The organism is Brevibacillus sp. NSP2.1, from assembly GCF_000470975.2.
Taxonomy (GTDB): Bacteria; Bacillota; Bacilli; order Brevibacillales; family Brevibacillaceae; genus Brevibacillus; species Brevibacillus agri.
Window position 1 is genome coordinate 5385001 of sequence record NZ_CP048274.1, and the last position, 24442, is coordinate 5409442.

At 53.4% G+C, this 24442-nt stretch carries 19 protein-coding genes (1 of these 19 cut by a window edge); 3 read left to right on the forward strand and 16 right to left on the reverse strand.

Going from position 1 to position 24442, the window contains the following annotated elements:
• From M655_RS26465 to M655_RS26520, 12 genes are all read right to left on the reverse strand, one after another.
• On the reverse strand, window positions 1–832 hold the 5' portion of the coding sequence (locus tag M655_RS26465) for a GntP family permease (RefSeq protein ID WP_005832570.1). The gene continues 551 nt to the left of window position 1, outside the view; the window shows 832 of its 1383 coding nt (coding positions 1–832); the start codon lies at window positions 830–832; its stop codon lies off the left edge, out of view.
• Window positions 833–1335: 503 nt separating this feature from the next.
• A complete protein-coding gene (locus M655_RS26470; protein WP_005832568.1) occupies window positions 1336–2718 on the reverse strand; it encodes a sigma-54 interaction domain-containing protein in 1383 nt (460 codons plus the stop codon).
• 128 nt (window positions 2719–2846) lie between these two features.
• On the reverse strand, window positions 2847–3239 hold the full coding sequence (locus M655_RS26475) for an MmcQ/YjbR family DNA-binding protein (protein WP_025847176.1): 393 nt from the start codon (window positions 3237–3239) through the stop codon (window positions 2847–2849).
• Between the two features lie 114 nt (window positions 3240–3353).
• Complete coding sequence (locus M655_RS26480) at window positions 3354–4583, reverse strand: MFS transporter (protein ID WP_007779357.1); 1230 nt, start codon at window positions 4581–4583, stop codon at window positions 3354–3356.
• Window positions 4584–4864: 281 nt separating this feature from the next.
• Entirely contained in the window at window positions 4865–5431 is a 567-nt protein-coding gene (locus M655_RS26485) for a nitroreductase family protein (protein WP_026558561.1), read from the reverse strand.
• 99 nt (window positions 5432–5530) lie between these two features.
• Window positions 5531–6550 (reverse strand): FecCD family ABC transporter permease, encoded by a 1020-nt coding sequence (locus tag M655_RS26490; protein ID WP_026558560.1) that lies wholly within the window; start codon window positions 6548–6550, stop codon window positions 5531–5533.
• Window positions 6543–7550, reverse strand: a complete 1008-nt coding sequence (locus M655_RS26495) for a FecCD family ABC transporter permease (protein WP_005832560.1) — start codon at window positions 7548–7550, stop codon at window positions 6543–6545. The genes M655_RS26490 and M655_RS26495 overlap by 8 nt, the downstream gene beginning before the upstream one ends.
• 20 nt (window positions 7551–7570) lie before the next feature.
• A complete protein-coding gene (locus M655_RS26500; RefSeq protein ID WP_026558559.1) occupies window positions 7571–8578 on the reverse strand; it encodes an iron-hydroxamate ABC transporter substrate-binding protein in 1008 nt (335 codons plus the stop codon).
• 109 nt (window positions 8579–8687) lie between these two features.
• A complete protein-coding gene (locus M655_RS26505) occupies window positions 8688–10337 on the reverse strand; it encodes an AraC family transcriptional regulator (protein WP_026558558.1) in 1650 nt (549 codons plus the stop codon).
• A 234-nt stretch (window positions 10338–10571) separates the two neighbouring features.
• A complete protein-coding gene (locus M655_RS26510; RefSeq protein WP_026558557.1) occupies window positions 10572–12194 on the reverse strand; it encodes a DUF3880 domain-containing protein in 1623 nt (540 codons plus the stop codon).
• 28 nt (window positions 12195–12222) lie between these two features.
• A complete protein-coding gene (locus M655_RS26515; protein WP_025847191.1) occupies window positions 12223–13419 on the reverse strand; it encodes a DUF3880 domain-containing protein in 1197 nt (398 codons plus the stop codon).
• A 45-nt stretch (window positions 13420–13464) separates the two neighbouring features.
• Window positions 13465–14364: a phosphotransferase family protein gene (locus tag M655_RS26520; protein ID WP_025847193.1), complete on the reverse strand. Its 900-nt coding sequence runs from the start codon at window positions 14362–14364 to the stop codon at window positions 13465–13467.
• Window positions 14365–14654: 290 nt separating this feature from the next.
• Here M655_RS26520 and M655_RS26525 point away from each other — a divergent pair, with 290 nt between their 5' ends.
• On the forward strand, window positions 14655–16661 hold the full coding sequence (locus M655_RS26525; protein WP_007779376.1) for an ABC transporter ATP-binding protein: 2007 nt from the start codon (window positions 14655–14657) through the stop codon (window positions 16659–16661).
• A gap of 90 nt (window positions 16662–16751) precedes the next feature.
• On the opposite strand, the gene M655_RS26530 is transcribed toward M655_RS26525, so the two are convergent.
• Together M655_RS26530 and M655_RS26535 are read right to left on the reverse strand one after the other, a co-directional pair.
• On the reverse strand, window positions 16752–18983 hold the full coding sequence (locus tag M655_RS26530) for a heavy metal translocating P-type ATPase (protein WP_026558555.1): 2232 nt from the start codon (window positions 18981–18983) through the stop codon (window positions 16752–16754).
• Between the two features lie 623 nt (window positions 18984–19606).
• Entirely contained in the window at window positions 19607–20797 is a 1191-nt protein-coding gene (locus M655_RS26535; protein ID WP_007786573.1) for an ISL3 family transposase, read from the reverse strand.
• Between the two features lie 275 nt (window positions 20798–21072).
• Between M655_RS26535 and M655_RS26540 the strand changes: the two genes are divergently transcribed.
• Window positions 21073–21792, forward strand: coding sequence for a hypothetical protein (locus tag M655_RS26540; protein ID WP_025847198.1), 720 nt, complete (start codon window positions 21073–21075; stop codon window positions 21790–21792).
• A gap of 67 nt (window positions 21793–21859) precedes the next feature.
• Entirely contained in the window at window positions 21860–22402 is a 543-nt protein-coding gene (locus M655_RS26545) for a hypothetical protein (protein WP_025847200.1), read from the forward strand.
• Between the two features lie 184 nt (window positions 22403–22586).
• Here the strand turns inward: M655_RS26545 and M655_RS26550 are convergent, their stop codons facing one another.
• Both M655_RS26550 and M655_RS26555 read right to left on the reverse strand, forming a co-directional pair.
• Window positions 22587–22883 (reverse strand): hypothetical protein, encoded by a 297-nt coding sequence (locus M655_RS26550; RefSeq protein ID WP_005832674.1) that lies wholly within the window; start codon window positions 22881–22883, stop codon window positions 22587–22589.
• Between the two features lie 134 nt (window positions 22884–23017).
• Window positions 23018–24433, reverse strand: a complete 1416-nt coding sequence (locus M655_RS26555) for an MBL fold metallo-hydrolase (RefSeq protein WP_026558554.1) — start codon at window positions 24431–24433, stop codon at window positions 23018–23020.
• Between the last annotated feature and the right edge of the window lie 9 nt (window positions 24434–24442).

Sequence of the window (24442 nt, forward strand, 5' to 3'; positions counted from 1 at the left end):
CGACGTTTTTCACTTTTTCAATTTTGAACGAATCTTTGAGCATCGTAGCGTCATACCAGTTTTCGACCGTCCAGATGCCACGGCTGAACAGGTAGTTGCCGACGAGCACGAGCGCCAGCGGAAGAATCGCTACCCAGATGTTCATGTACGTTTCGGTTTTCACCAACTCCGGCTCGTTCGAATGTCCTTCGCCATAGCCTTCTCCGGCGGCAGCCGCCTGTTTGCGTCTGCGTTCCAGCCACGCCATCCCGCCGACAAAAACGATGATGGCGCCGATAATCCCCACAACCGGAGCCGCATAGGCGTCCGTACCGAAATACGTCGTAGGAATGATGTTTTGAATTTGCGGCGTTCCCGGCAAAGCATCCATCGTGTAGGTGAATGCCCCGAGCGCAATCGTTCCCGGAATGAGGCGCTTAGGAATGTTTGCTTCACGGAAGATCGCTGCGGCAAACGGATAAACGGCAAAAGCGACGACGAACAGCGACACCCCGCCATACGTCAAAATCGAACATGCCAGAACGACTGCCAAAATCGCCCGGTTGGAGCCAAGCGCTTTCACGATCGTATGCGCGATCGACGAAGCGGCACCGCTCAGCTCCATCACTTTTCCGAAAATCGCACCAAGCAGGAAGATAGGAAAAAATGATTTCACATAGTTGGCTGCGTTGGTCATGAATGTTTCCGTGTAGCTGGGCAGCAGCGCAATTCCCGACATCACGACTGCCAGCAGCGTAAAAATCGGGGCAAAGACGATAACAGGGTAGCCCCGGTACGCGAAAAACATCAACAGACCAAGCGCGATCACGATGGACAACACTTCAATAATCATACAATTCTCCTTTCAAATGGCCCTCCGCCTGGAGAGCATAGTGTGTGTACCCACCAAAAGAAATCGCTTACATCCTCTCTTGAATTGCATGGATCGTGCCAACGTGGGCCAAATTCCGACAAATCGCGATCAGACGCGGCTTTGCGCCAAACGGACAGCAACAGTAAAATGATAGCGCTTGCAAAAACTTCCGGATTTCCGGAAAAACGCGTCCGCATTTATGGAATCTAGCAAAAATCACCGCGAAATCCATCTGCCCGAAAAGTCAAAACCTTCTGCCGCTGTCCGCCTTCTCTCTTTTTCTCTTTCCGGAAACGCGGAATCTAGCAAAATGCGACAAGGGACGACAGTTAGCACACCACCTGGCTCCGTCCAGCTTTCTCGCGTGAACGTCGCCTGCCCCTCCAGCCCCTCCGGCCTCCACAGCGACAGCGCCTCTCTCGATCAAAAAAAGCCGGGACCGCGGCTTGTCCGACATGTCCCAGCTTCTAAAAGCACTGCCTTTATTTCTTCTGCTGATACTTCTCCCACTTTTCATAAAAGCTGGACTTGCTGATCTGCAAAAGCTTTGCCGCCTCCAGCTTGTTGCCTCCGGCCTGCTGCATCGCCAGCAAAATCGCTTCCCGCTCCGTCTCTTCCACCAACTGCTTGAGCGGCCGCAACTCCCTGCCGGACGGAGAAATAGCAGCAACTGGCACCACCTCGTCAGAAGCCGGCAGCCAAATGTGCTCCTTTTTCAGCACATCGTCCTCCACCAGATGCAGCGCCCGCTCCAGCACGTTGCGCAGCTCCCGTACATTTCCCGGCCAGGAATAGCCGCGCAGCACCGTCCACACGTCTTCGTCGATCACCTTGACCGTGACGCCCGTGGACTCGCTCAGTTGTTTGAGCAGGTTGGAAACAAGCTCAGGCAAATCCTCCAGCCGCTCTCGCAGCGGAGGAATCGACAGGGTGACTACGTTTAAGCGGTAGTACAGGTCGGCGCGGAACTTGCCTTCCTTGATGCGCTGCGGCAAATCCAGGTTGGTAGAGGCGATGACCCGCACATCAATCGGCGTCGTCCGCACGGCCCCGACCCGCTCCACTTCTTTTTCCTGCAGCACCCGCAGCAGCTTGGCTTGCAGCGGCAGCGGCATGTCTCCGATCTCGTCCAGGAGGATCGTTCCGTGATTGGCCAGCTCGAACTTTCCTTTTTTCCCGCGGCGCACTGCTCCGGTAAACGCTCCCTCTTCATAGCCAAACAGCTCGGACTCCAGCAATGAATCAGGAATCGCCGCACAGTTCACGCGGATGAACGGCCCCATCTTCCGCTTGCTCTGCGCATGAATCGCATGGGCAAACAGCTCCTTGCCCGTGCCGCTCTCTCCGGTAATCAGCACCGTCGAATCGCTCGTCGCCACCTTTTGGGCGAATTTTTTCAGCTCCTGCAGCTTTTGATTGTACCCGACGATCTGGTCAAAATGATAGGTCGCCCCCATCCTGCGCCGCAGTTCTTTTTTATAGTAAGTCAGCTCGTCCTTCAACTGATCGACCATTGCGGCCAGGGCAGTCAGCTCTTGCACATCCTGAAACAGCACCGTCCCGAGCACGGCAATGACCTTGCCCTCGTCCATGATCGGGATGCGGTGGGCGATCATCTTCTGCCCTTTGATTTGCTGGATATCCGCAATTTCCGCTACGCCCGCCTGGCCGACGATATGCATGCGCGTATTTTCGATGACGTCCGTCACTGGCTTGCCGATGACGTCCTGCACATTCAAAAATTCCCGATAGCTCCGATTCATCAAAAGGATTTTGCCGTCCCTGTCCGTCACGATCATCGGCTCATGGGCATTCTCGAAGACGACCTCGAGCAGCTTGCTGATTTGCTGGAGATTCCAATCCAACACGGCTCCCCCTTTGCCTGGAATATCGCTGTGCCGAACGGTCGTTCACAGCTCGTTACTTATGAATTATAGCAGGAGACATCAGGGGAAGCCTGCCTTTTCCCGCGAAAAGCACCCACAAGCCCGCTCTACTGTGCCTGCGCGTTCGCCTGCACCTGCTTGACCAGACGCTTGGGGGCTGCGCACAGATAGCCTTCCAGCAAATAGTCGGCGAGCATGTCGTAGTCCGCGATATGTTGGGCGCGAATGGACACCCAGCCGTGCTGGCCGATGTACGGCGTCTTGTAAAAGTGCTCCTGCGCAAGCAAAATTTCCTGCGTCGTCTTGAGCACCTTGAAGGACAAGGCTGGCCCGTCAGCACCGCCCTCGCCCATAATGACAAACGGCTTGTCGCTTACCCGAAACGACGTGTGCCCAAAACCATCCACCTGTTCCGTTACCTCCGGCAGACGGACCGCCAGCTTTCTCACGGCCGCTTCCATAGCCAGACCTTCCTTAGATGAAATCCGCTCATGCGCCACCTGACCGCACCCCCGCTCTTTTTTCCAATGCTCTGGCTCAAGCCTCGCTCGCGCCTGGGACAAGGCCAGAGCATTTGCCGCCACCGCAGCACACGCTGCCAACCTCATGCAGCCTCAATATGATCCAATCTGTTCTGCATCAGCTCCGGCCTTTCCTTCTTTCATGCGATACAGCGGCAAAATAAAGCTCAAGCCGATAATGAACAGCGCTGCCGAAATCGTATAGATCGCGACGAGCGGAAGGTGCAGCTTCAACACCCCGGCTATACTCATCATGATGACCATAGAACCTGTAAACAGCGGGGTCAAAATCCCGTTAACCCGCCCGATGAAGGAGCTTTCCGTATATTTGAGCAGCATCGTATTGATCCCGATCTGGATGCACGGCAAAAGCAATCCAGCAACCAGTTGGGCCAAAAGCGTCAGCCACAGATGCGTAGACACCCCGCAAATGCCCAGGGCAACTGCGTTCCCTAGCATGCCCATGACGAGCAGCCTTTGCGGCGGAACGTTTTTTGCCAGCGCCATCGTCAGCGCCCCTCCTACAATCATGCCCACACCTTGCACCATCAATAGCCATTGCAGGCTTTCTTTCGGCAGATGGAGCTGTTCTGTCACCAGGAAAATCGCCAACGGCTGCACCATCCCAATGCCGAGCCCTGCTGCCATGAAACAGGCGCCAAGCAGCGACAGCACCCGGTTGGAGAGCACGTAGCGGATTCCGCTCGCCATTTCCGCAAGCAGAGCCGAGTCTTTCTTCTCCTCTGTCTCCACGCGGTCAGGCGGCAGCAGGTACAGCACGCCAGCAGAAGCCAGAAATGCGATGGCCGTAATGACCATAGATGCTTCCATTCCCCATTGCTGGAACACGAATGTGCCGACAATCGGGCCGAGCACCATGAAAATGGCAAAGATCGTCTGATAGGCGGACATCCCGGCTTGCAACTGCTCAGCAGGCACATGCAGCTTGAACAGCTTCATCCCTGACGGCTGGGAAAACTGGGAGAGCACAGCCGAGATCAGCGTAGCGAAGAAAATCGCCTTCCACGTTCCGAGCATAAACGTGATGAGCACCGCGACCACCGACAAGGCGCTGAGCAGATCGCACCAGACCATCGTCCGTCTCGGCCGCCAGCGATCAGCAAACGTCCCGGCGAGAAACGAGAAGAGGAAAATCGGCGCGTACTCCGCTACCGAAATCATGGACACGGCGAACGGGTCGCCTCCGGTATGGTCCATCACGTAAAGCAGGATGGCAAAGTTGCGCACCCAAATCCCGATTTGCAAAAACAGGCCCGACAACAAAATGGCCCTGACATAGCGGTTCTGCAGCATATTAGACATAAAAAAGCCTCCTTATCCATTTTGCGATCTGGACAGGAGGCATTACATACTGACACCAAAAAGACATAGAAACCTTCTGCAAGAAAGACAACGGCTCTACCATCTATTCGCCAATATGCACGTACTACTCCCATCCAAAAAACGCATCGTCATTATCCGATTGCTTTTGTGGAAATAGGAGTTAGTAGATCATTGGCTTGATGGTCACCCTTCCTTGTAGAATGATCCAAGAGTACCACAAAAAGTTATAACGTGACAAGAAAAAATCTGGAAATCTTGTCCTATGCTTTGTCTACAAATGTAATTCGCTCCGCTGCCGGAACGCGCGGCTGCGGATTGGGAATCGCCGCCGGGTAGCCGATGTGCAGGTTCCCCAGCACTCTTTCGCCAGGAGCAATGCCCATCGCTTCGCGAAATTCCGGCTCGTGAATCCACGGATACGTCTCCCAGGTCAGCCCGATGCCTTTTTCCCAGGCAAGCAAGCTGAAGTTGTGGATGACGATACTCGTCGAGGCAAAATCATCCTGACGCTCGATCAGGTTCGGGCTTTCCGTCATGATGACAGTCATTATCATCGGAATCGCCATGATTTTGTTGTAAAACTTCTCGCCTACTTCTTTCTTTTTCACAGGGTCCAGCTCACGTTTTTCCTTCATGATCCGCACCGCTTCGGCGATTCTTCTGCGCCCTTCGCCGTACGTCACGATAAAGCGCCACGGCTGGGTCATGTGGTAATTCGGCGCCCAAACGGCTGTGTCCAACAGTTCGGCAACCAGCGCCGGGTCTACCTCGCGATCTTCAAAGCGGTGAATCGAGCGGCGCTCCTTAATCAATTTTGCCAGTTCCATTTTTGTTCCTCCCTTTTCTCCCCTAAAGCCAGAGGAGCGCCCCTCGTATAAGTGGCGCTCTCTTTTTCGCTTTATGAAAATGGCTTTTTTACATGTATGCTACCTTCTCGCTCTGCTGAGCAGATAGAAGAAATACGGCACGCCGATAATCGAGATGACGATCCCCACCGGCAGCTCGACAGGGGTAAACACGGTCTTGGCGATAAAGTCTGCGGCCACCACCATCAACATCCCGATCATACCGGACAGCGGCAGGACGTGTCTGTGCGCAATCCCCGTCAAGCGCTTGGCGATGTGTGGCGCCATCAAGCCGACAAAGCCGATGCTGCCGGACACAGAGACGCACGCGCTGACGATCCCGATGCTGGACAGCAGCAACCGGTTGCGCTCTTTTTCTACCGACACCCCGAGACTTTTCACCGATTCCTCGCTAAGCTGCATCAAATCGAGTACGTGCGCCTTGCGCAAGAGGACCGGGGACAACAGGATGAGCCACGGAAGCATGCCCGTAATGTGGGTCCAGTTCGCATTCCAGATACTTCCTGTCAGCCACACCGTTGCCATTTCGAAATCGTTCGGATTCATTTTCAGCGACAGATACAGCGACACAGCGCCCAAACCTGAGCCGATGGCGATTCCGACCAGGATCAGCCGTTGCGGGTCAAGCGTTCCTTTGCGCCAGGCGAACATGTAGATCAGCGCTGCGGCGAGCAAGCCCCCGGTCAGACCGAAAAGCGGCATCGCCATGATCGAAAACCAGCCTGCCTCCGTAAACTTTCCTTGGAAGAAAAACATGAACGCTACAATCGCCGCACCTGCCCCGGCGTTGATCCCCAAAATCCCGGGGTCTGCCAGGCCATTGCGGGTAATGCCTTGAATGACGGCCCCGGCAATGCCCAGGCCAAAGCCTACCAAAGCCGCAATGACGATGCGCGGCAAGCGAAAATCGAAAATGACGAGATCGTGATCGGCGGACGGTTCGATGCGCAGCAAAGTGCGAACCACATCCATCACCGACATGTCGAACACCCCATTTGTCAGGCTGATGTAAATCGCCGCAACAATCAGGAGGATGTTCACTGTCAGCAGCAGACGAAACCTGCTTTTTTTCTCAGGCATGCTTGCCTCCCCCTCTCTTGTAAATCAGATAGAGGAAGAACGGTACGCCAATAAACGCAGTCACCACTCCGATCGGCGTCTCGAACGGGCTGTTCAGGAAGCGGCTGAGCACGTCCGCCAGCCCGAGGAAAACGGCGCCCAAGACGCCTGCGCACGGAACGATCCAGCGATAATCGAGCCCGACCAAAAAACGGGTGATGTGCGGAATAACCAGGCCGACAAAGCCGATTTTTCCGGCCAGTGCGACCGAAATGCCCGTGAGAATGACGACGGCCGCCGTAGCCAGCACTTTGACCAGCATCGTCTTTTGTCCCAGACTGAGCGAGATTTCCTCGCCCAGCGACAAAATCGTGATGGACTTGGACAAAAGCAAGGCCATGACAATGCCGACGACTGCAAACGGAATCGAAAGCGAGATCAACCCTGGCTCCAATTGGTGAAGCCGGGCGTTGTACCAGAAGCTGACGTTTTGCGAGACTTGAAAGTACGAAGCGATTGCCGCCGAGACACTGCTCAAAAATGTTCCCGTGATCGTCCCGATCACAGCCAACGCAACAGGCGAAAAACCGTTTGGCAGCAACCTGGACAAAGCAAGTACCATCATTACCGCTGCTGCCGATCCGGCGAGCGACATAAAGATCATCGTCGTGTTCGATGCAGCAGGCAACAGCACCATGCAAAGCGTAATGGCGAAGGCCGATCCGTCAGAGACCCCCATAATAGAGGGGGACGCGAGGTAGTTCCTCGTCATCCCCTGCATGAGTGCCCCCGATATTGCCAAAAACGCTCCGATCATGAGTGCGCCCAACACTCGCGGCAGGCGGGAGTGCATGATGATCTGGTGGTCCACATTCCCTTCGTCAAACTGGAAGAGAGCCTGATAGATGGTGTACGCGTCGATCTGCTTGGCCCCGTACAAAACGGAGAGCACGATCACGAGCACAATCGCTATGGGCGAAACCGCAAGTATGAGGATAGGTACTGCTTTTTTCGATTGCATGCGATTAACCTCGCCTACTCCTACTTGGCAGACAATTTTTCAACAGCGGCCTTCAGGAAGTTTACTTTACTCCAAGCTGTTCCGCCTTGTGCGAGCGGATCGACTACGTTTACGAATACTTTGCCGTTTTTCACAGCGTTGATGCTCTTCCAGATCGGGTTGTTTTGCAAATCTTCCAGAGCTTTCGGGTTGTCTTTGTTCTCGTCAGTAGAGAATTGGACGAAAATGTAATCCGGGTTGATTTCGCTGAATTTTTCCAGAGACACGACTTCTTGTGCCTTCGCGGCTTTTACTTCCGCCGGAGCTGTCAGGCCCAGGTCAGCATACAGGGACGGGTTGAAGAACACTTTTTCCGGATAGATGTTGATGCTGCCGCCACGTACACGGATCACGACGACTTTTTTGTCTTTCAAGCTGTCGCCCAGTTGTACTTTGGCTGCTTCTACATCTTTTTTATAGTCATCGATCACTTTTTGCGCTTCCGCTTGTTTGCCAGTCAGCTCACCCAGCAAGAGCAGGTTTGCTTCCCAGTTGGTAGAGATGTGGGAAACCGGGAAAGTCGTTTGGATTTTGCCCAATTTCTCCATCGTTTCTGGCGGGAATTTGCTGCTGCCCAGAATGACGTCTGGCTTCAGGGACAGGATGGTTTCCAGGTTTGGTTGGGTTTTCTCCCCGATGGATTGCGCTTCCCCGGTTACTGGTGCAAACATCTCCGGGAATTTGCCGCCGACGGAAATTGCCCCTACCGGTTTTACGCCGAGCACGAGCGCGTCTTCCATGGACTCCATGCTGCCTGTGATGACGATGCGCTCGGTTTTGCTTGGAACGGTGTATTCTTTATCGAGATATTTGAGCGTGCGCGTTTCCGCTTGGGTTGCCTCTGCCGCAGGTTTTTCTGCCGTTGCGGTAGTTGCAGCAGGTGCTGCGTTGTTGTTTGCAGCGTTGGAGTTCGCTGCTTGCTGTCCGCCGCATCCAGTCAGTGCCATTGCCAGCATGGCGACGCTAAAACCAAGATATATCTTTTTCATCCTTTGAAAAGCCCCTCTCACATATTTGTGTAATATTTGTGATTGATAACGATTATCATTCGTGATTATAAAGCATCTGCGTATCCTCGACCATGGACGATATCCAGAATCAACATGGACGATCTCCTGAAAGCAGCTTCACGCATTGATTGATAATCCGTTCATGGGCCATCGCCGAATATTCCCGCCACGGGTCTGACGTAATCAGATGCGTCCGATTGTTGCGGACGGCCTTCAAGTCTTGCCAATGCACCGACAGCTTCAGCAGCCGGAAATGCTCCAGCGTCTCTGCTTCCTGGCACACGAGCAGCAAAATCCTGTCCGGGTCAAGCGCTGCTACTTCCTGCAGCGTCACAGGCTGGTCGTACACCTTCGCTTGCGTGACGTAGGCGGGATTCATTTGCAGGCCGTTGTAAAAAACGTCGTTCATGCTGCGGTTGCAGTGCACTGCCAGCTCGTGTTTGAACACGCGCAAAATGAGGAACTTCTCGTCGCCCAGCTTTTGCCGCAGTCCTTCCCGCGCTCTGCCCAGCTTTTCGTCATACGCGGCGAGCCAATGCTCCGCTTCTGCCGATTCGCCCAAAAAATCGCCAATCATCTGCAACTGCTCCCGCCACCCCAGCGCTTCAAACGGCACAAACAGCGTCGGCGCGATCCGGCCAAGCTGCTCTCGCTCCTGCGCGTTGGCCTTGTCCAAGGACAGGATGACGTCTGGTCTGGCTTCCTGCAGCATCTCGATGTTCGCCTTCCAATTTTCATTTTGGCGAAAGGCGCTCAGATGGACGGGAATGTCGTAGCGGTAGTTCTGATGGTAATAGGCCGTCCATTTCGGGTGGAGCGGCGCCGCGTACGGAATCATCTTCAACGCGAGCATCTGGCCGATGAGCGGCGCCCTGTAGGCGGCGATTTTGCGATTGCGGCTTTTCATATAAACAGTAGGAGAAACGCCCACTTCCTTTTTGAACTTGCGGCTGAAGTAAAACTCGTCGCTGTAGCCTACCTGGTGCGCGATTTCCCGCAGCTTTGCGTGAGATTGCGCCATCAGTTGCTTCGCCCGGCTGATGCGCAGCTCGGTGACGTAGTCCATCGCGGACACGCCGTACGTTTTTTTATACAAGTCCACAAAATATTTCGGGCTTACTTCCGCGATGCGCGCCAACTGCTCGATCGTAATGTTTTGCGAGTAATGCTCTTCCATGTAGGCGCGGGCCCGCTCCAGCGCCGTAGCAGAGTCCTGGGCAGTAAAATCGACGGACTTCGCGATGTGGTACCACAGCTCCTGAAACAAAATCTGGCTGCGAAAACGGTCGATTCCCCCATCCTGCTGCCACTGCTCCGCGATCGAGTCGCAATGCATGACAAGCTGCCCGGCGGATCGGACGGAAACCTCGCCCACCAAAGGAAACTCGTGTTCCTCCCGCAAAGCGCGCAAATGTCTTTTCCGCTTTCTGGACGCCATAAAAACATCGAAGCGCAACACGTACATCCGCAGGTCGTCTACGGAGTCCGGGTCGATGCCGAAGGTGCTCATCGGCGGGCAGACGTAGATGGCATCCTGACGCAGTTGATGCTCCACGTTTTCCAAACGCAGGCGTCCTCGCCCCCCGGTGACGACCAGCAAGATGTGCGCGTTCGTAAACTGCTGGCGGAGACGCTCATGCTCGTCCCCTTTTACCCAGGCAATATCGCGAAGCTTGAAAATGACATCCGCCATCACATGCTCTGTAAACTCCTGAAACAAGGCTTGCCTATCGCTCATCATTGTCACACCTTTTGCCTTACGGAATAGTTCACAACGGACTGCTTTTATGTAAAAACGAATCGTTTCTTTAATTATTCATTTTGATAATAATTCTCAATATCGTGCTAAAAGTATATCAAAATAGGGCCGAGCTTCCTATCTTCAATTATTAGCAGCGCCCGAAATGAAAAAAGCTCCACCTCCAAAAAGGCCGAGCTTTTCCGTCGCGATATCAGGCTTCTAGCGGGCTGCTCACCGTCTGCCTGCCTCGCTCATGTACTTCATGATTTTGATGACGTAATGCTGGGTTTCTTCCGGGGCGAGCGTCAGCCACTGCTTGCCCCCCTGGCGAACGGCGTGCCAGACGTGGTTCAGCCCCCAGTTGTACGCAGCCAACGCCATCGGCAGATCGCCGTCAAATTCATACAGCATCTCCTTGATGTACATGGCGCCGCCCAAAATGTTTTGCCACGGATCCGTTCGATCCACGCCGAGTCCGCGGGCGGTCCTCTCCTTGAGCTGCATGATCCCGAGCGCCCCCGCCCTGCTCATGCCTGCATTTTGGCCAAAATCAGATTCCGCATAGGCGATCCCGTAAAGCAGCAGCGAATCGAGCTGAAACAGGCGGGCTGCCTTATCCAGCCACTTCTTTATTTTCGGAAGTTGCTCCCCGTCCTCTGCCGTTCTATGCGGAATGCGCAAAATTTGACCGACATGGAGCACGTCGGAAACGAGCCGGTTTGCCTGCTGAAGCGCTCCGATCGTCGTGCCGTGCGCACAGGCAATTTGCCACAGGCTTTCTCCCGGCTTGACTGTATGCCGTGCGTCTCTCACGCAAAGCGGCTGTCCCGGACAGCCATGCTCCCCGGCACCAGGCACGCAATCGGCCGCATCGGAAGCCAAAATCCCTTCCTCCACGAGCGTGCGAAGCATAAATCGCGCGCGTTGCCCGTAAGTATGAGAACGAGCCGTCCGCAGTCCGTGCGCCTGAAGCGTTTTTCTCTCGTCTGGCCTCTCCAGATAGTGCCGGAGCAAATCCACTGTCTGTATCGGCGAGGACGATGCCAGCATATCATGGCCGGGAGTAAAAATACGCCTCAGCCCGATAGAGTCGCGCGCGAGCAGCAAACTGCCGCTTCCTGCTGCTTGCAGCATCCGCTCCGAGATTGGCTTTTCTAAAGACTGCACCTCGATGACGATATCGGCTTGCCGATAGACCTGCCGTGCCTCCATCCGGCCTGGCTGCTCCACAATCCAGTCGCGCGGAATGTTCAAGCCAAAAATAGGCTTCATCTGCCCCCATTCCTTGCCGTAAAAACGGACGGGAATCCCCAGCGCCAGCAACGGCCAGATGAGCGTGTGCAAAGAACCCGCGAGATCGTGCTCCAACTGATGCCGATACATGTACGGGCAAGCTGGAGATACGACTGCCACAGGCAGGCGTGGGCCGTTCCCGCTCTCGCCAGGCTGATACAACTGCTCGTCGTAGCCGAAGTCCATATGCGCAGCGCGGATTCCGGCCTCCCGATAGACCAAAACCGTTTCCGGCGAGACGGTAAAGACAAAATCAACCTGCATGCGCAGCGCGACAGGCAGTGACCAGATGTGGACAAAAGCCGGGTCTTCCTCCGCCCAGTAGACCAAGGGCACCTGCGCCTGCTTGATCTGCTCGCACAAGTACGCTTGCTGCGTCAAGGTCAGCTCTGGCCCCCAGCCTGTCATGACGATGAGGGACGGCCGAAACGATTGCAACAACGCAGGCAGATGCCGCTCGGTCAACAGCCCGGAAATCAGCACCTGATGGCCAGCGTCGTGAAACCCGTACGGCAAACCGTGAAGGAGCGCCTGGCACTTTTCCAAAAACAAAATTCTCATGTGCTCCCTCCACCACGTCAGTTTGCTTTTACTGCTGTCGCTCCCTGATTTTCAAATATTGATCGACGTATATATCATAGGAAGTCAGCCCGTTTTCCTTCATAATGTGCTCGATGGTCACGCCGTAAGCCTGGGCAATTTTCCACAGCGTATCGCCGGGGCGGACATCGTGCACCTCGTACCGCTCGCGAATCAGGTCCGCGTACGAGATCAACTGGCCTTGCCCTGCCGCAGTGGCGAGCGTTTGCGGCAAAAGCCCTTGCTCTTGCAGCACCTGCACCATGTAGTCGGCGCGATGCTGATAGTTGGCGTGGCTCACAGCCCGTCTTCCCTGCTCGCGGATTTCTTTTCGCTTCTCTGGATGCTGCAAGTAATGCTCGATGATTTGCAGCGTATCTGTGGCAGAAGCAGCCGCGACCAGTTCTTTTCCGGACGTGAACATGCTGCGGACGGCCTCTGTATCCTGGGTGACGAGAAACCCGCCCGAGCCTAAAATCTCATATGTCCGCTGTGTGAGCTGCGTCTCGTAGTTTTGCAGGCCGATCATGATGTCTGCCGAGCTGTAGACTTTGTGGGCATCCGGGTAAGACAAATAGCCGTGAATCCACTCTGATGGAATGTCCATGCCCAAATACGGCTTCATTTTATCCCAGTCCCGCCCGTAAAAGTCGATGCGCATGCCCTCGTGAAGCAGAGGGCGAATCAGTGTAAACAGCGAAACAAGCCGATAATGGCCGCTATACTGCTCAAATACATGCGGATAAGCGTTGGCAACAACGGCGATGGAGGTGCGATACGCCTCCTCGGCCGGAACGGGACAATGGATGCTGGAGTGAAATCCGAAATCCATGTGTGCCGCCTTGATCCCCCGCTCCGCGTAATAATCCAGGCGCTTTGGGCAAATGGTAAAGACGAAATCGGGCTGCACTCTTTGAATAAGCGGCATCGTAAAGCTCTCTGTAAACGTAGGGTCTTCTGTCGCCCAGTAAACGAGCGGCACCTCTGTTTGCCGGACATGCCGAAAAATCCAGTCCAGCTTGACGGGTGTCTGCTCCGGCCCCCAGCCGATCATGACGATCAAATCCGGCTGAAACTCTCCCAGCATCTCGGGAATGTTTTGCTCCGTCAGCGGCCCCGAGATCATCACATCGTGTCCAGAGTCGCGAAACCCGTTTGGCAGCCCGTGAATCCACATCGGATGACTTTCCAAAAACAGTACGCGCATTTCCTCACCTCGCCGTCCTTCCTTCTGTTTCCACCCGATTACGGTTTACGTCCTTTTTGGTTTGGCAAATGCCTGCAGCTTTCCAAGCCCGTACTGGATGAGCTTTTCATTTTGGCTGTCAATGCCGTAAAAGAGCGTCCAGAAGCTGATGGTCTTGACGTAAAACGTTGTGATCCGCTCCAAAAATCTGGCGTCAATCTCCCGGGTGTAATGGCTCAGCACTTTTTGGGTAAAAGCCGCGCCGTACGCCCGGTATATGCCGACAAAATCATAGGCAGGGTCGCCTACCCCCATCGCTCCGAAGTCGATAATCCCGCTCAGTTGCCTTTTTTCAAAGTCGTAGAGCAGATGCTCCGGCTTCAAGTCGTTGTGCAGCAAGGCCGGCTTGAACCGGAAGTAGTCCGGGTTCGCCAAAAACGACTGAAAGGTTTGCCGGGTCCACCGTTGCAGCTCGACAGGCATGTAGGAAAAAGCCTTCCGCTCGATCCGTGCCAGAAAGTTCTCGTAAAAGAGCCGGGTCAACCCCGGATCAATCGCCTTGTCGAACGACTTTTCCAGCGGGTAGGCATGCAGACCGCTCAGAAAGCCGCCAATCGCCTCCGCTACCTTCTCTTGCTCCTGCCCGGACAGCCCGTTCATCTCTTCGCGGTAAAGCGGCTTGCCGAAAATCATCGGATAGCCTACGTACTTGATGTCGTCGGTCGGCGCAGAAGAATAGACAAACTGCGGAATCGCCACAGGCACCATCGACTCAAGCTGTGGCAAAATTTGCGTCTCCCGGCTGATAATCGCTTTGGCTTCTTCGGTCTTGGGGAAGCGAAAAATCATTTTTTCTCCCACGATGACGACGAAATTGCTCCAGCCTGTATCGTCCACCCGGAATGTTTCGTTACGTAGCTCTGGATATCGCTCTTGCAGCAGCTTGCGCAAAGGCTCGAGTTGCACACGAAATACGCCCCTTTCCAGACTGCGTTCTAACTCAGTTGATGTATTGTATGACTTGGCTCACGAAAGGCAACGATAAAAAAGCCCCTAATGAAGCCTGCCTAGCAACATTTGGGGCTTTGCCGATATAGATGTGCTCATGGAAAAAAATTTTTTAACAATACTCAGCAAATATAGTATAATGGTGATAATGATTTTCATTTTCGTAAAAATTCATACTAGAGAGATTGTTACACATAAATGGCGGGTTGTTTACTCACAAAAACATATATAGAGAAAGGGAGGATTCTATGGAAAAAGTTTTGGAAGTAAAGGACTTACACGTGTCTTTTGATACGTATGCAGGTGAGGTAAAAGCGGTGCGGGGGGTTTCCTTCGACTTGCACAAAGGAGAGACTCTGGCCATCGTGGGCGAGTCCGGCTCCGGAAAATCGGTTACCTCGCAAGCTCTCATGCGACTCATCCCTTCTCCTCCGGGACGTATTCCGAAAGGACAAGTCCTGTTCGAAGGAAGAGATTTGGTCACCCTGTCGGAAAAAGAAATGCAGGACGTTCGCGGCCGCGATATTTCGATGATTTTCCAGGATCCGATGACCTCTCTCAACCCGACCATGACGATCGGGAACCAAATCATGGAGAGCTTCATCAAGCACCAAAAGCTGAGCCGTTCCGAAGCGCGCACCCGCGCCGTCGAGCTGTTGGAGCTGGTCGGGATTCCGTTCGCAAAAGAACGCGTCGATCAATACCCGCACCAATTCTCCGGCGGGATGCGCCAACGGATTGTCATTGCGATCGCCCTCGCCTGCAATCCTAAAGTCATCATTGCCGACGAGCCGACGACCGCGCTCGACGTGTCCATTCAGGCGCAAATTTTGGAGCTGCTCAAAGACATTCAGAAAAAAATGGGCACCTCGATCATCTTCATTACCCACGACCTCGGCGTCGTAGCCAACATGGCTGACCGCGTAGCTGTCATGTACGCGGGAAAAATCGTCGAGATCGGAAAAGTCGACGAGATTTTCTACGATCCCAAGCATCCGTACACATGGGGCCTGCTCGGCTCGATGCCTAGCCTCGATACGGACGACGAAGAGCTGATGTCTATTCCTGGCTCCCCGCCAGACATGTTCAAGCCGCCTGTCGGCGATGCGTTTGCTGCGCGCAATCCGTACGCCCTGAAAGTCGATCTGGAATACGAGCCGCCGATGTTCAAAATTTCCGACACGCACTATGCGGCAACCTGGCTGCTGCACGAAATGGCTCCACAGATCGACCCGCCCGCTTCTGCTGTGCGACGCAAGACTGCTTCTGCAGAGGCGAAGAAAGTCGAAAGCCCGCGTCCGAAAGCAACGATCTCGTACGACCAGCGCGAGAAGATCGTGGAAGTCAAAAACTTGAAGCAGCATTTCGACCTTGGCGGCGGACAAGTCTTGAAGGCTGTCGACGGCATTACTTTTGACATCTACAAAGGCGAGATTTTCGGACTCGTAGGCGAATCCGGGTGTGGAAAATCCACTACGGGCCGGACGATCCTGCGCCTGTATGACGCCACTGACGGCGAAGTGCTGTTCAAAGGCAAAAACGTCCACGGCAAAAAATCAGGCGAAGAGAAAAAATGGCTGAACCGCAAAATCCAGATGATTTTCCAGGACCCGTATTCGTCCCTGAATCCTCGTCTGACTGTATCCGATATTATCGCGGAAGGTCTGGATATCCACAAGCTCGCTACTAAAGAGCAGCGCATTGCGAAAGTACATGAGCTTTTGGAAACGGTCGGTCTCAACCGCGAGCACGCCAACCGTTACCCGCATGAGTTCAGCGGCGGGCAGCGCCAGCGCATCGGTATCGCGCGCGCTCTCGCAGTCGATCCCGAGTTTATCATTGCCGACGAGCCGATCTCCGCACTGGACGTATCCATCCAGGCGCAGGTCATCAACCTGCTCAAACGTCTGCAAAAAGAAAAAGGGCTGACCTATCTGTTCATCGCCCATGACCTGTCGATGGTGAAATACATCAGCGACCGCATCGGCGTCATGTACCGCGGCCGCATCGTCGAGTTGGCGGAAAGCAACCGCCTGTACGAAAATCCGATTCACCCGTACACCAAGTCCCTGCTCTCTGCGATTCCTTTGCCAGACCCGGATTACGAGCGCAACCGCAAACGAATTGTGTTCGACGATCAGGAGTACCTGCAAAACCAGGACGAGGAAAGAGTGCTGCGGGAAATCGAGCCAGGCCACTATGTCGCCTGCACCCAGAAAGAATTTGAACGCTACGGCGGCGGCGTGCTGGTGTAAGACTCGTGCAAAAACGTGCAAACGCGTACACGCATGCCATACCAAAAAGGGAGAGAGCCTTGGCTCTTCTCCCTTTTGCTTTTTCATCTGTCAAGGCTTCATTCTGAGCAGGCGCATGCTGTTTAAAATGACCAGCAAGGCAGCGCCCGTGTCGCTTAAGACTGCCAGCCACAAGGTCAGCCAGCCCGGAAAAATCAGCACGAGTGCGGCCAGCTTCACCACGATGGAAAACCAGATGTTTTGCTTGATAATCACCAGCGCTTTGCGGCTGATTCTGACGGTGTGCGGCAACTTTTCCAGATTGTCGGCCATCAGGACGATATCGGCTGTTTCCATCGCGGTATCCGTCCCTGCTCCGCCCATCGCGATGCCCAGGTCGGCAGTTGCCAGCGCAGGCGCGTCGTTGATGCCGTCCCCGACCATTGCGACGACTTTGCCCTCCTGTTGCAGCTTTTTCACCGCTTCCACCTTGTCCTGCGGGAGCAGCTCGGCAAAATAACGGTCTACGCCCGTCTGGGCCGCTACCTTTTTCGCCGTTCCCGCATTGTCGCCTGTCAGCATGATGATCTCGCTGATCCCGGCCGCTTTCAGCTTGCTGATCGCGCCGACGGTAATCTCGCGGATCGTATCGGCCACTGCGATCATGCCAAGCAGCTTTTGGCGGGTGCCGATCACGATCAGCGTGTTGCCTTCCGCTTGCAAAGACGCGATCTGCTCCTGCCAGGCGCTCATGTCTACGCCCAGCTCGGCAAACAGCGCGGGCTTTCCGGCGTAGTACACTTCGCCATGAATCGTCGCCTGAACGCCTTTTCCCACCAGCGCCTGGAAGTCCTCGCCCGCGAGCGCCGCCACCTGCTTTTCCTTGGCGTATGCCACAATCGCCTGGGCAATCGGATGGCTGGAGCGCTCCTCCATCGTTCTGGCAATCGCGAGGATGGCTTCCTCCGTCTCGCCTGCGGCCACCACCTGCGTCACGCGCGGCTTGCCCTCTGTCAGCGTGCCTGTTTTGTCAAAGGCAATCGCCTCAATCGCTCCGGCCCGCTCCAGAAATGTCCCGCCTTTTATCAGCACGCCGTTTCGCGCTGCGTTTCCGATCGCCGATACGATGGCAACGGGCGTCGAGATGACCAATGCGCACGGGCAAGCGACCACAAGCAGCTCCAGCGCCTTGTAAAACCATTCTCCCCACGTGCCCATGCCGAGCACGGGAGGGAACACGATCACGAGCAAAGCGAGAACAAGCACGATTGGCGTGTACATGGCGGCGAACTTGTCGACGAACGCCTGAGTCGGAGCCTTTTTCTCCTGGGCCTCCTCCACCAGATGAATGATGCGCGCAATCGCCGTATCCTCGACGAGCTTTGTCACCTTGATTTCCAGAGCGCCGCTTTCATTCACGCTGCCTGCGAACACCGCGTCGCCCGCCTGCTTGTCGACCGGGATGGACTCCCCGGTAATCGGGGCCTGATTCACGCTGGAATGTCCGGACAAAATATCGCCGTCGAGCGGGATTTTCTCCCCCGGTTTGACCACGATCACGTCGCCTACGCCAATCTCTTCTACGGACATTCTCGTCAGCGCATCGCCTTTTTTCACCCACGCTTCAGGCGGAGCCAAATCCATCAGGTTGCGGATCGAATCGCGCGTCTTCTCAATGGACTTGGTCTGTAGCAGATTGCCGATGGAAAACAGCCAGACAACTGTCGCTCCCTCCAGCCACTCTCCGATCAGCGCTGCGCCAAGCGCCGCTACGGACATCAAGACGTTCATGTCCAGCGACTTGCTCTTGATCGCGTAAAAAGCGCTGCGCGCCGGGCGGTAGCCGCCGCTGATAATGGACAGGGCGTACAAAATCGTGCTGACCCACGGAGAGGCGCTGGTCAGCGAAACCAAAAAGCCAAGCGCCAGAAACGCGCCGGACAGTGATGTGAGGACGGTGCCTGCACGATCGTTTTGGACCGCTTCGCGGGCTGTTCGCCGCTCAAGCCGTTTGGCGCTGTAGCCTGCCTTGGCGACTTCCTTGATGACGGCTTCGTCCTGCAGTCCGTCGGAGACAAGCTGCATTTTTCCGGTGGAAAAGTTGACGCTCACTTCCTTTACCGCAGGCAGCGACTTCATGTGCCGCTCCAACGACTTCGCGCACGAGCTGCAGTCCATGCCGTGCACGCGATACACAATCGCCTGCGCAGACAAAACGCCCGCGCCGTCCGAAGCGATCGCGGCGGCTGGCTCCAGCACCGTGAGAATTTTTTTGTCATGGGTATGCTCCGAGCTGCAATGGTGCCCGCTGCAGCACCCGCCTTGTTTTGGTTGATTTGACATATGCTCTCACCTATTTCCCAGGCATCTATTTTCCCCAACTGCTTCCGCGTCCATCCAACATACATTCAAACAAATATTTAATTATTATATTATCGGATACCAGTTTCTGGTTCAAGTGAAGATTTTTAAAGTTTTGCGCCTATTTGTTCCCCATGAAAAAAGGCCAACCAGAAAACGCTGGCTGACCTGACAATATAAAATTGGCTCTCGTCAGATGATATCCCCTAATGTCCAATGAGTGATCGCTGCAGAACGCAATATGGGCCAAGTACAGCTTTCAGCATTCGGAAAAAATGATGATCCAGCAGGCTATCCATTATTACGAGGATCAACTCCTCCCGGCATAGCACTTTAGACAAATCACACACTCACAATCTCCTAATCACACTTCAGCCGCGCATGCGCATTAAGTGGCGTTTCGATCCCTTTCCACCTATATTCTCATCTCTACATTTGTCTTATACAAGGCCTGTTTCCAGGGGCATATGCAGCCAAAACTTCTGTTACGTGTTTTGTGGATTATCGCAGTCGTTGAAATATGTTATATTTTTACTTTTTTTTAATAGATTAGCTCTTCACCATTAAACGTGCTTGATCTTCCTCTAGCGTAGTTTTTCACTTTTTTATATGGCTGGTTTACACTCCAGCCGAATTCGAATCTTGAACCGCTCGATGTTGCGATACCCATAGGCTCGTCGCTTGATGACTTTCACTTTGTTGTGTGTCCCTTCAATCGGAGCATTTGTAACTCGAAACGAAAAATAATTCTGAACCGACTGTCGCCATTGAACGATTGTTTTTGCAATCGAACGGACGGCAGAGGTGGGAGATGTGAGGTGCTCGGTTATCCATTGTTGGAGTGCTTCTTTTCCCGACTCTTCTGTCTGAGCTGCATATACCGTTCTCATGTGCTGAAGAGCGTTGTAAAGGCGTTCCAAATGGGGATCTTGAGCGAACCAGGCTTTCAATTCCTCCTGTTCCTCAGGTTTCAGTTTATCAGGAGGTGTGTGGAGCAGACGTTGTTCATGTCTACCCCGGCGATGAGTTCCCCGCGAACGGGTACGTTTACGAGCAGCTTCTAACGATTTGGAGAAGAGCTGAATGACGTGGAACTTGTCCGCTACTACCGTGGCATCCTTCCAAACACCGCGAACCGTCTCAGCCATTCCAGGAGCCAAGTCTGTCACAACAACCTGTGGAGGCGTAGCAAAGGGCCAGTTCATGAGAGCCTGACGAACCTGCTCACGTGAACGCCCTTCTGTAACCTGCCAGATATGCCCGCTTTGTGCATCCATGAGGTTGACACCGTACTTGTGTCCTTTTTGGAGAGCAAACTCGTCCAGACAGACCATAGTAGGCGTAAGATGATCTTGGGGCTTAGCGAGAAGCTGAGGAGCCAGTTGGTAATACCACCGTTCCAATGTCGTATAGCAGATTCCGAGTTGTTTGGAAACGCTAAGCAAATCCCTCTTCTGACACAACTCAACGGCCATTTGACGAAACGCAAAAGTAGCCGTTCCTCGATAGGGAATTCCATCCCATTCGAGAGTCCAGGTGATCTGGCAATCGTGGCAACGTTGTCGATATACAGGAACACGTACCCAGACAGTACCCCATGAAGAAATAAAGCGGTGACGAAGAAGACGGTACCCTGGGCGAGCATGATTGGTGCTCTCTTTCAGGCAGAGAGGACACAGATGAGAGGCTGGATTGGGAGTGAGAGTCACTACCCAATCGGTTTCAGTCGTTTTGTCCCAATGGGAAAGTTGAAACGATGGAAGGCCGATTAAGTCTGTGGTAAACTGGTTAGACAACGTAGATTTCCTCCTATCTTGTGATGGTCAGGACAACTTTCACGATAGAGGAACATCTACGTTTTTTCAATGTCTAGCACGGGTTATGGTGATGAATCAATAGATTACAAAATACGACAACATTTTCATTCACTTTCTGATAATTTTAATATTGTGAAAGGTCCTTCCCGGACTAACACCAAATTAATCTTTTCTCTACGATTACTTGCACAGTTCTACTAGCCTCTGTCTTAGTGGTGCCAGCAGCGAATGCAGCAAAAGTGGATTATTCGAGTTTGAGCAGTAAAGAGCTGGCAAAAAAGGTTCTTTCATTAAGCGACACTCAAACAAAATCGCAACAGCATTCGTTAAAGTCGGCGATTGCCAACCTTTCTGACGAAGAGTTTGATTCTTTTGTCCACAACTTAGTCATGCAAAATAACGGAACTGACGAAGAATTGTCGGATAAACTAAAGCCGCTCGGAGTAGAGTTGGAAACAAAGAAAAACAGTAAAATTGGTCCTACGGCAATGCAGGCTGGAGACATCAACCTCGAACTTTCAACCGCCAAACGAGCTGGTCAATCTTACTATCGTCTAATTGCTTCTTGGAATCCAAAAGATAACGAGTTTTACCCTGCGACTTATGACTTACTCTCTATTGAATGGGATCCTACTGTGGGGGAATATTACAGCAGTAACGTGGGAGATACAAAGTATGTAACTGCTCGGGATGGATCAGAACGGAAAAAGGGAATTTACTTGTTTAATGTACATGACACTGAATTAGACTTCGGTTCTTATGCTGCAGTCTATGTAACCAAAAAGAAAAACGAAAAGTTAGATTTTGGTGCAAGATATGTCCACACTTTTGACACTAGAACATGGGGAACCAGCTTCGAAGCAAACTTTAGTTACGCAAAAACGGGGCCAACTGGTGGCTTACAATTTAAACTTACGCCAACCAAGACAGAGAAAAGTTGGCAAGTTTGGGTAGATGACGTTTTGGAATGGTAGTTTAAAAATTTAAGAAGAGCATTCGGACAGCCGGATGCTCTTTTATCATGAAAGGATGGAGAGAAAAATGAAAAGAATGTCAATGTTCCTTTTGCTTGCTAGTTTGTCTCTCATGACAGCCTCTTGCACCACCGCTTCACCAGACCATGTACATGTTCAATATCAAATTACGTTAACGGATGTATTTAAACATCAACACTCATGTTCACTCTATCAATTTGAAAAAATTACCGAAGAATTATCTAATGCACAAGACAAAGAAAAACTAGCGTATATTTCAGGAATGATTGATAGTAATCTAATAGATAATCCCGCCTTCCTTCCAGCGATTATCCTAACCAATGATGAAACAAAACAAATAATAGCCGATGAACAATTGCAATCTGGAGTTTTAACATTATATCAGTATAAAAGAGATTATCTGAAAAAATTACAATCGCTAATTGAACAGAATGATCTTACGGAAATTCAAAATAAGCGAGATGAACTAAAGAAACTAAGCACTCTTATGCCGAAAATAAATGATGATCGGCTTTTCAGCAATGATAAATCAAAAATCGAATCATATAAAAAAGATCTGGAATTGGTTATCCAACAATTTCCGAAGTAACGGAATTATCCTTACTTCCCATCCGCTGTGGTGGTCTCCAGCCATAACGCAAACTGTCGATCGCTCTACCGTATAGAACCGGGAACGATCGCCAGTTTGTTGAAACAGTTCTTTTCTAGCATGGACAGCACGACTTTTGGAACTTTGCAAACGACACTGCGGCGGAGCTAGAGCCTTTTTTTCGTTACTTCGTCTGCTTCTGTGCAGCGTTGGCAGCCGTTTGCCAACGCTCGCCACAGTCCAGGCAGACGCATTTGAGAATTTTTTTCTTTTCCAGGTGCATGCGAACGGCAAATAGCACGAATGCGCCCATCAGACCGAGAAACAGGAAAATGACAGGCGTTCCTTTCACGGAGACGCCGATCACCCCGAGCACCACCAGTACAGCCGCGTAGATGGAAATATATAAAGGTCGGTTGATCGTTTCGGTAAAGTCGATTTTCTTGGAACGGCACTTTGCGCATTTTTGTTGGAAACTCATCGCTTTCTCTCCCTGTTTTCACAATCACGTACAAATGCAATCATGTCCATCTTACACGAAAACAGGGAGGGGCACTACTGCTATCCTCTGCAATTGCTCGCGAGGCGCTGATCGTCCTCGGGCGCTGGCTCCCGCTACCTTGCGATCGGAAAGCCTTGTCTCGCCCATTCGTCAAAGCCGCCGAGCAAATTTTGCACACGGGAAAAGCCGTTGGCCCGCAGCAAACTCACGGCTACCGCGGATCGTCGCCCGCTTTTGCACTGAACCAGGATCGGAGTATCGCGCGGCAGCTCCTGCATGCGCTCTGGCAAGTAGCCTAGCATGATGTGCTTCGCTCCCGGGATAGCGCCTGCCTCCCACTCTTTTTGGTAACGGACATCGAGCACGTACAGTTGTCCTGCCTGCACCTGCTCTCGCGCCTCCCCGGGCGTGATTTCTGCGTAGGATTCAAACCGCGAATCGCAAGCAAGCTCGTAGACAGCAGGGTCCATCACACCCGCTACCTGATCCAGCCCAATCGACTGCAAATCTTTCAAAACAGCACGAACGGACTGCTGGTCGGCGAGCAGGTACACGGGGCGTTCATAGTCCAGCAGCCAGCCCGCCCACGTGGGAAAAGATTTGTCGTACGGCAGGTTGATGACTCCCGGCACATGTTTTTTGGCAAACAAGCCTGGCGGACGGGTATCCACGACAACGCCCCGTTTCGTCCACGCTTCCACTACGCTGATGGAGGCTTCTGCATGCACAGGTGCGGCTATTTGCTGCACCAGCCGCGGCCCTACTTTGTTCCAATGCTTCATCATCGCAAAATAAGTCGGCGGCTCAGGCTGGCCCGCAAGCAAGCTTTGCACGAACTCCTGTTCATTTTCATGCTGCAACGCCCAATTCGTGCGCTTCTCATACCCGACCGTCGACGACTGGACGGCCCCGATCGCCTTGCCGCACGCACTGCCGGCCCCGTGCCCCGGCCAGACTTGCAAATAGTCGGGGAGCTGCTTGAAGCGCGTCAGCGAGTGAAACATTTGGCGCGCCAGCTCTTCGGCGGAGCCGCTCACGTTCGCCGCTTTTTCCAGCAGGTCCGGGCGGCCGACGTCACCGACAAACACGAAGTCCCCGGTAAAAATGCCAATCGGTTCATTCGCTGGCGAGCCGCCGTCCGTCAAGAGCAGCGCAATATGCTCCGGCGTATGTCCTGGCGTGTGGAGCACCTCGAAGGCCAGCTTGCCGATCTGGAATGTATCCCCGTCTTTGAGCAAGCGGTGGCTGTACCCGGCGGCGTATGCGTAGCGCCACTGCGGCCCTCCTTCGTCTGTCAAATAGAGGACGGCTCCGAGTCTGGCCGCGAGTTCCCGCGCACCGGAGAGGAAGTCGGCATGGATATGGGTTTCCGTCACGCCGACAATCTGCACGCCGTTTGCTTTTGCCGTCTGCACATACTGCTCGATGTCGCGCGCCGGATCAATCACAATCGCTTCGCCTGCCGCCTGGCAGCCGACCAGATAGGAAGCCTGGGCCAATTTGTCGTCGTAAAAATATTTGAGCAGCATACCGTCGCC